The organism is Roseofilum sp. (assembly GCF_982964205.1).
On sequence record NZ_CEZBFX010000164.1, the window covers coordinates 1 to 8687 of the forward strand.

The 8687-nt window shown below is 45.0% G+C and carries 6 protein-coding genes and 1 pseudogene; 4 read left to right on the top strand and 3 right to left on the bottom strand.

The genetic code is table 11. From position 1 onward, the window contains the following. Positions 1–56: 56 nt before the first annotated feature. The 4 genes and pseudogenes from AC3A14_RS23125 to AC3A14_RS23140 form a co-directional block, all read left to right on the top strand. A pseudogene (locus AC3A14_RS23125) lies at positions 57–317 on the top strand (penicillin-binding transpeptidase domain-containing protein); the annotation flags it as partial. Positions 318–438: 121 nt separating this feature from the next. Then, the gene (locus tag AC3A14_RS23130; RefSeq protein WP_318701877.1) at positions 439–3186 is read left to right on the top strand and encodes a CBS domain-containing protein; all 2748 of its coding nucleotides are present in this window, start codon (positions 439–441) and stop codon (positions 3184–3186) included. A gap of 217 nt (positions 3187–3403) precedes the next feature. Further along, a complete protein-coding gene (locus AC3A14_RS23135; RefSeq protein ID WP_318735763.1) occupies positions 3404–3706 on the top strand; it encodes a DUF2499 domain-containing protein in 303 nt (100 codons plus the stop codon). Between the two features lie 31 nt (positions 3707–3737). Further along, complete coding sequence (locus tag AC3A14_RS23140; RefSeq protein ID WP_318701875.1) at positions 3738–4037, top strand: DUF3593 domain-containing protein; 300 nt, start codon at positions 3738–3740, stop codon at positions 4035–4037. 109 nt (positions 4038–4146) lie between these two features. On the opposite strand, the gene AC3A14_RS23145 is transcribed toward AC3A14_RS23140, so the two are convergent. The 3 genes from AC3A14_RS23145 to AC3A14_RS23155 form a co-directional block, all read right to left on the bottom strand. Further along, positions 4147–7902, bottom strand: a complete 3756-nt coding sequence (locus AC3A14_RS23145; protein ID WP_318735766.1) for a DNA polymerase III subunit alpha — start codon at positions 7900–7902, stop codon at positions 4147–4149. Between the two features lie 112 nt (positions 7903–8014). Next, entirely contained in the window at positions 8015–8263 is a 249-nt protein-coding gene (locus AC3A14_RS23150) for a hypothetical protein (RefSeq protein ID WP_318735770.1), read from the bottom strand. Positions 8264–8325: 62 nt separating this feature from the next. Continuing rightward, a complete protein-coding gene (locus tag AC3A14_RS23155) occupies positions 8326–8622 on the bottom strand; it encodes a COR domain-containing protein (protein WP_318735773.1) in 297 nt (98 codons plus the stop codon). Positions 8623–8687: the final 65 nt, after the last annotated feature.

An 8687-nucleotide genomic window follows, 5' to 3' on the forward strand; every position in this document is an offset into this window, starting at 1 on the left:
ACCACCAGTTCCCCGCTTTTCTCGACTCTCTCCGTTTTTTGTCCTGTACTTAGAGTAACGATTTACCATTCTCGGAGACAAACATTGCAATAGTTAAAGATATTATGATTGCGGAGAAAACTCCTGACTATACGATTAGAGGCAAAACAGGTTGGGGTAGCCAAGTTGGCTGGTATGTGGGCTATTTGGAACAGAATGAAAATGTCTATTTTTTTGCCACAAATATCGATATACCTGACATTAGGAATGTTACTGCCTTACGTAATAGATTAGAATTAACGCGGTTATGCCTTAAAGAGCTATCGTTACTGTATTAGAGCGTTTAACAATAGGGCTAAAGCGCAACAACGAACCTAGTTTTGGTGGACTTGATACGACAATGATAGATTAGAATCGAATCCCATTCCTCATTCCCTAGCGCGAAGCGCCATATCATTTATGGATTTAATTTTGTGCCATACCACCGCAGATTTTGATGCACTAGGGGCAGCAGTGGGGTTAACTCGCCTGAAACCGGGCGCTCAGGTGGTGCTGACGGGGGGATGTCATCCTACGGTGCGGGAGTTTTTGGCTTTTTATCGGGATGAGTATGCCTTAATTGAGCGCCGCTCGGTGAATGTCGAACAAATCCGCAGTTTAATTGTAGTGGATACCCAACAGGGCGATCGCCTCGGACTAGCCGCTGATTGGTTTTATCTACCCCATCTCGAACACGTAGAACTCTACGACCATCATCTCGATACCGCGACTGATCTTCCGGTTACCCACTCAATCATTGAACCTGTGGGTGCAACCACGACGCTGATTGTGGAACGGTTGCAACAGCTAGAATCTTTGGAATTAACTCCCGCAGAAGCAACCGTAATGGCCTTGGGAATTCATGTCGATACCGGTTCGCTCACCTATGATTCGAGTACCTCTAGGGATGCTTTAGCTCTCGCTTGGTTAATGACCCAAGGGGCGAGTTTATCGGTGATTGGGGAGTATGTCGAACCGGGATTATCCCCACGATTGCAAGACCTCCTCACCCTTGCCCTAGAACAATTGCATACGACCACCTGCGAAGGGTATCAATTATCCTGGGTTCTCTTGCCCACCTCTGACTTTGTGCCCGGATTATCCAGTATTGCAACTCGACTGATGGGATTAACCCATAGTGATGCCCTATTATTTGGGTCTTGGTATGAAACCGGACAAGAAAAACGGTTAACCGTCATTGGTCGCTCTCGGCAAAGATGCCGGTCTTCCTCCAATCCTCCCCTAAATCTGCATACCTTGTTTGCTCCCCTAGGAGGAGGAGGTCATGCACAAGCCGCTTCCCTGACGCTGCGAGAACACAATATTGAAACCACCTTTGAGGATTTGGTGCAACACCTGCAAAACCAAGTGCCCACCGCACCGACGGCACGGGAATTGATGTCCTCACCGGTGCGAACGATTCTACCAGAAACGGCGATCGCCCAAGCCCAGCGAATTTTGTTACGCTATGGTCATTCTGGGTTATCTGTCGTTAATCACCAAGGGGAATTAGTGGGGATTATTTCCCGTCGCGACCTCGATATTGCCCTCCATCACGGCTTTTCCCACGCTCCCGTAAAGGGCTACATGACTCCCCATCTGAAAACCATTACCCCAGAGACCCAACTGCCGGAAATTGAGTCATTGATGGTTACTTATGATATCGGTCGCTTGCCCGTATTAGAGGACGGAAACTTGGTAGGCATTGTCACCCGTAGTGATGTGTTACGCCAGTTCCATCTTCAGGAAACGGGACAGCCAGTAGGAGCGAACATACAACTCAATCGGCTCAAGTCCTGCTATTTGCCAGAAACAATGAAGCAAATGCTACAGGAGAGTCTGACCGGGCCCTTACAGGATCTTTTGCGGCAAGCTGCCCTAGCGGCCGAGCAAAGAGGCTGGCATTTATATTTAGTTGGGGGCGGAGTACGGGATTTATTACTGGCAGATGCGGAGAAAGTCATCAATCTCCAGGATGTGGATTTAGTCGTCGATGGTTATCATCGCGCTGCCCAACCGGGGGCTGGAGTCGAGTTAGCGAAAGTCTTACAGCAACACTATCCGGGCGCTCGATTGCAAATTCACGGAAAATTTCAAACCGCCGCCCTACTTTGGCACAAACACTCAGAATTAGATAATCTTTGGATCGATATTGCTACGGCTAGAACTGAGTTCTATCCCTATCCGGCTGCGAATCCAGAAGTGGAAGCCAGTTCAATCCGACAAGATTTATACCGTAGAGACTTCACAATTAATGCTCTAGCTTTGCGCCTTACGCCTCCGCGCATTGGTGAAGTGTTAGATTTTTTTGGTGGCATTTTAGACTTAGAGGCTCAGTTGATCCGGGTATTACACGCCAATAGCTTTATTGAAGATCCGACCCGCATTTATCGAGCTGTGCGATTTGCTGTGCGGTTGGGGTTTCGGTTAGAAGGACAAACGGAAGGCTATATTCGTTATGCGATCGCCAGTGGGGTGTACGATCTTTCTGTAGCAGAAAATAATCGAGCGCCTGCCCTGCAAACTCGGCTTAAAAATGAGCTGAAGTATATCTTAGAAGCACCCTATTGGAAAAGAGCCATTCAACTCCTGGGCAATCTAGACGCACTCAAGTGTATTCACTCTAGTTTAGAACTGACTCCAGAACTGTGGAAGCAACTGAAGCTCGTTGATCGATGTTTACGCCGGTTTAATCCCTCTGGACTGTGCCCTCCCTGGCAACTGTTGCTTGAAGTGATGATTGCCTATCTTGCTCCAGAATACCGCTATTGGGTCGCTTCCGGGTTTCAACTTCCAGCAGAAAGTATCGAACGATTAAAGAATTTAGAGGCCGCAAAAACCACAATTTTCTCTCTTTTACCAACCTGCGAACTCCCCAGCACGATTGCTAACGCTCTCCAGCCTTATCGCTTTTCTACCTTAATTTTAGTCATGGTGCAGAGTCCTAGACTTTTGCGGCGAAAGATCTGGTTGTATTTGTGGAAACTAGCGCAAGTGAAGCCGATTTTAAATGGCAATGACTTAAAGCAGTTGGGCTATAAACCGGGTCGTCAATTCAAGGCGATCTTGGATAAACTCCTAGAGATGACGTTAGATGGAGAACTGGCAGACCGCGCAAGTGCTGAAACTTTCTTGGAGAAACAGTTTAGATATAGCGCAAAGCGCTAGGGAATAGGAAATAGGGAATAGGGAATAGGCTTTTGGTACATAGCTTTGAGGGTTCAATAGTGTCCCTCATAACAGTGCTTTGCGCTGTAATCCTCTGTTTAAGAATACCGTTTCTCGATTGACTCAGCAAAATTAGGAGACTCTAGCTACGACCTTCCCACGCCCCATTCCCCCATCAAGGTAAAATAAGGTCTGGCGTTTTGGATTAAGCCGATTTATGAATGTACTGTCGATCCCCACTTGGGTGATTCATGTGTCGAGTGTGATTGAGTGGATCATGGCCATTTGGCTAATTTGGCGTTATGGAGAATTAACCGGCGATCGCCGTTGGGCGTGGTTTTCCCTCGCCATGATTCCGGCTCTCATCAGTGCCATGTCTGCCTGTACCTGGCATTTCTTCGATAACGATCCTAACCTAGAATGGATTGTTACCCTACAAGCCGCCATGACCGTTATTGGCAATTGTACCCTCTGCGCTGCCGGTTGGCTCCTCTGGCGACAAACCCAATCTCAAGCTTAAAACTCCCGTTTAATTCCTGCATCAGATAACCATGTCCAAAGATATCCTATTTGCACTCTCTTTATTTCCCTACTTGGGATTTTTATGGTTTATTACCCGCTCTGGACAAATGCCCCGGTTAGCCCTCATTGGCTTTTATATGACCTTAGTATTTGTCGGCGTAACTATTCCCGCCGGTATTTATGCCCAAGTCGTTTATCATGAAGCCCTAGCCAATGTAGACTGGCTCCATGGTGGCGCGGAAATATTCTTAAGTATCTCCAATATTTTAATCGTGGTGGGATTTTATCAAGCCGTTAAATCTAAACTTCCTCAAACCTCTGATAGTTGATCCAATTGTAGGGGCGGGTTTTCCAAGATCTTGGAAAACCATCAATAACCTGAGTAAACCCGCCCTAGTACAGTCGATAAACAACCAAGACTTTAACGTTGAATTGATATTACACCCGCAAGTTTTCCAATTCTAAAGGTTTAAACTCAGCAGCAACTTGTTGTTTGCGTAGTTGTTCCACCAAACCCTCTGGATCTTGAATATGCCATTTTAGGGGCAGTTGCACCCCTTGCGAAAATCCAAAGCGATCGCCTTGAATCACAATCAGAACCGGATAAGTTTTGGTATTCGTTTGTCCAGAATACTCTCCCAACCATAGCTTCAGCCGATTTTTGACCACCTCTTGAGAGGCTTCTTCTAAGGAAAGGCTAATCACAACCCACTCATCTTGGAGAACCTCTGGCGCAGGGGTTGATGGGACAAACTCAGAAGGTTTACTCTCAACTTTGGGCGGATGATTTTCGAGCATTTCTACAGTTGCAGGCTCGGATACAGGCTCGGACTCTATCCAATCGACAAGTGATTCCAGTTCACTTTCTATCGGCTGTTGAATTTCCTCTAAATTTATCTTCTGGGCATCACTAACCGTAAGCTGAGTTTGATCGTTCCAGCAGCTCACTTTTCCCGTTAAAATCACTGGAACTTCAGTCCCTAAATTCCCTTTCACTCGTTCGTAATCATCCCCCCAAACCTTGGCTTCTCCTTTTGTATTTAAGTCTTCTAGGTTCAGAATTACCATTAATTTACCGGATTTAGTAGTAATTTCCTTAATCTCTGTAATTATCGCCACCACTTTAATCGACTTGCGCTTGGGAGCGGCCTCTAACTGGGAGAGAGGAATCGGTTGTGGATCTAAATTTTGCACAAACTGAGTAACAGAACTAAGAGGATGTTCGGACACATAAAAGCCGAGCAATTCTTTTTCCATTTGCAGCTTTTCAGCTAAAGTCATTTCCGATACAGAATCGGCTTTTGGAGCCACTTCGTGGGCGCGACCATTGGTATTTTGACTGCTAAAAGGAGTATTGCCCAACATATCAAACAAATTGGGGCCACTGTCCCGGTCTTTCGCCCGACTCTGGGCCCAGGGAACAATCTTTTCTAAATCCGCTAAAAGTTGGGCGCGATTCTCATCAAAAGCATCAAAAGCACCGCATTTAATCAGAGATTCTAAGGCGCGGTTATTGACCGTTCGTAAATCCACGCGATCGCATAAATCCGCTAATGCTTTAAATTCCCCTTCTTCTCTCGCTCTTAAGATACAATCAATCGCTCCTTGTCCTAAATTTTTGACTGCTGATAAGCCAAATAAAATCGTTTTGTTTTGAGTAGGCGTAAATTCCACCCCCGATCGATTAATATCCGGGGATTCAATCCCGATCCTCATTTCCCGACAATTTGCGATATATTTACCGACTTTATCCTGATCGCCACTATTAGAAGTCAACAAAGCTGCCATATATTCTACTGGGTAATTGGCTTTTAGATAAGCCGTCTGGTAGGTAACATAGGCATAGGCTGTAGAATGGGATTTATTAAAGCAATATTCCGCAAACAAAACCATCTGATCGAATAAACTTTCTGCAATGCTTTTATCAATCCCATTTTTTGCCGAACCATCGATAAAAATATTGCGATGCTTCTGCATTTCTGCCACTTTCTTTTTCCCCATCGCTCGGCGCAGCAAATCCGCTTCCCCTAGAGAATATCCGGCTAAATCCTGAGCTACTTTCATGATCTGTTCTTGATACACTAAAACCGCATAGGTTTCATTCAAGATAGGTTCTAACATTTCATGTTCATAAACAATTTTTTCTGTTCCATGTTTCCGTCCAATAAACTTCGGAATTAGACCCGCATCTAGGGGACCCGGTCGATAGAGAGCGAGGATAGAGGAAATATCTTCAATACAGGAGGGTTTTAGCTCGCGAACCACTTGCTTCATTCCAGAAGATTCCAATTGAAAAATTCCTTCTAAATCTCCTTTTTCCAGAACTTTATACGTTTTATGCACATCTTTGGGTAATTTCTTGAGGCGCACATAAGTTTCTTGCGCTCTCCGTTCATCAGCGGGGATATCGTAGGGATCAATTTTCAAATCATAATCCTGTTCAATATATTCTAATGCCTTTTGAATCGTGGTCAGATTTTTCAATCCCAGAAAGTCCATTTTCAGCAAGCCCAAGGACTCAATATCTTCCATGGAATATTGGGTAATTACAGCTCCATCATTGTTTCTCTGGAGAGGAACAATTTCATCTAAGGGTTCTTTAGAAATCACGACTCCAGCAGCATGAACGCCAAAGGTTTTGTTGGTTCCTTCAATTCTCATCGCCATGTCTATCCAGCGCCGCACATTCAGATCGGTATCATATTTTTGCTTAAATTCCGGTGCCGGCGTTTCATCAGAAACCATGATTTTTAATTTAGTTGGTTTTCCCCGAGAAACGGGGATCATTTTCGCCATTTGATCCGCATCTGAATAGGGAATGGCTAAAACCCGCGCCACATCTTTAAGCACTGCTTTCGAGGTCATGCGGTTAAACGTGATGATTTGCGCGACCCGTTCTTTACCATATTTTTCTGTAACATATTCAATTACTTCATCTCGACGTTCAATGCAAAAATCAGTATCAATATCCGGCATGGATTTCCGTTCTGGATTCAAAAATCGCTCGAATAAAAGTCCATGGTGAACGGGATCAATGTTGGTGATTCTTAAGGCATAAGCGACTAATGAACCGGCAGCCGAGCCACGACCGGGACCAACAGGAATGTTACGATCTCTGGCAAATTTTATATAATCCCAAACCACTAGAAAATAGGTGGAAAATCCCATGCGCTGGAGCATTTTGAGTTCGTATTCCAGTCGCTCTTTATAAGCGGGTTTAAGTTCGTCTCGACTTTTGAGGTTTAAGCGCTCTAGGAGTCCATCCCAGGATTGTTTTTCTACATAGGTGTCGGGGGTGTGATCCTTGGGAATGGGATAATCGGGGATGCGGGGTTCTCCGAGAACTCCTTGGTAGGGTTGTACTTTTTCAGCAACTTCTAGGGTATTGGCGATCGCCTCCTGAATTACCTGCTCCGGAAGATGATCCCGGAATAGCTTCGCCATTTCCTCAGCGTTTTTTAAATACTCTGTGCCGCTATAGCGCATCCGCTTTTGATCGGTAATTAAACTGGCGGTATTGATGCACAGGAGCGCGTCATGGGCTTCGGTATCATAACAGGAAATGAAGTGGGAGTCATTGGTGGCAACCAGTTTAATCCCTAATTCTTGACCAATTTTCATCAATTCGATATTGACAATTCGGTCTTCTTTCGATCCATGGTCTTGAATTTCTAGATAATAATCATTCTGGAATAAGTTCTGATACCATTTAGCCACTTCTCGCGCTTTTTCTAGGTCTCCTGCAAGAATGAGCTGGGGAATTTCACTGCCTAAACAGCCACTGGTTAAAATCAGACCTTCGTGATAGTGTTCTAGGAGTTCTTTGTTAATGCAAGGACGGGAAAAAATTCCTTTTCCTTGAATTCCTTTGAGATTGGATTCTGTGGTTAATTTGACTAAGTTTTTATAGCCTTGCGTGTTTTTTGTTAAGACTAATTGATGGTATTTCTTTATTTTCTTGTATTTGGTCTCAATATCTCCATTAATGATATACATTTCATTACCAATAATGGGTTTCACCGGACTATTTCGACAGGCTTTAATTAACTCAATGGCTCCATACATGACTCCATGATCGGTAATGGCGATCGCCGGCATGTCCAATTCCTGCGCTTTGCCGACCAATTGGCTGATTTGAGACGCGCCATCAAGTAAGCTATAGTCGGTGTGAATATGTAATCCTACGAAAGACATAAGGCGATCGGGGATGAAGCAACAATGAGGGTTATTATATCGTAGCCAATGAGTGGGTTACAGCGCCTTTAAGGATTTGATCTTAATATTCATCAACAAACTGCTCGTGAACTCAATAATACTTTTGTTGCCGATCTCGCACGCGCACTAAACCACCAAATGTGGGGTCTTTTTCTTGGAGGAAACTGTGAAGTTGTCGCAGGATGGAGCCTTGGGCTTGGATTTCCCTTCCCCGTTCGAGACCGGGATCGTTGCCTTGACTGGCGGAGTCTAGAGCCATCTCTCCTGCTTTCATAGAAGTTTCGATGCTTTTTTGAGCAAACAGCCATTCTTTTGGCATCTCGTTATAGATATCGTCCATTAAGAACTTCCCGGCTGAGGAGATAACGGGGAGTATTAATCCAACGGTGCGAGTAACGGCAGTCAGGTACGGGGTGGCTCTGGCGAACCACTCGCGAGGGAATTCGAGGATATAGACTCCTTTTTCTTGGTCTTTGGGATTTTGAGAGTATTGAGCGTTGATTTTGGGGAGAGGTTAGCGCGAATGTGGCGATCGTCGAGGGCGAAACTAATGGCTTTGGCTAACCAGTCCGGTTTGAGGATGACAATATCTTTGAGCAGGGGGTCGTAGTGGTAGTGAATCAGATGGCCGAGGGTGTGGTAGACGCGAATGAGATCGTCAGGCAGTCCTTCTACCCCTTGTTGAGCGCAAATTTCCATCACCTGGCTATATAGTCATTCCAATTAAAAACCAGCAGTATAATAAGAGGAAATCTAAGGGAGTT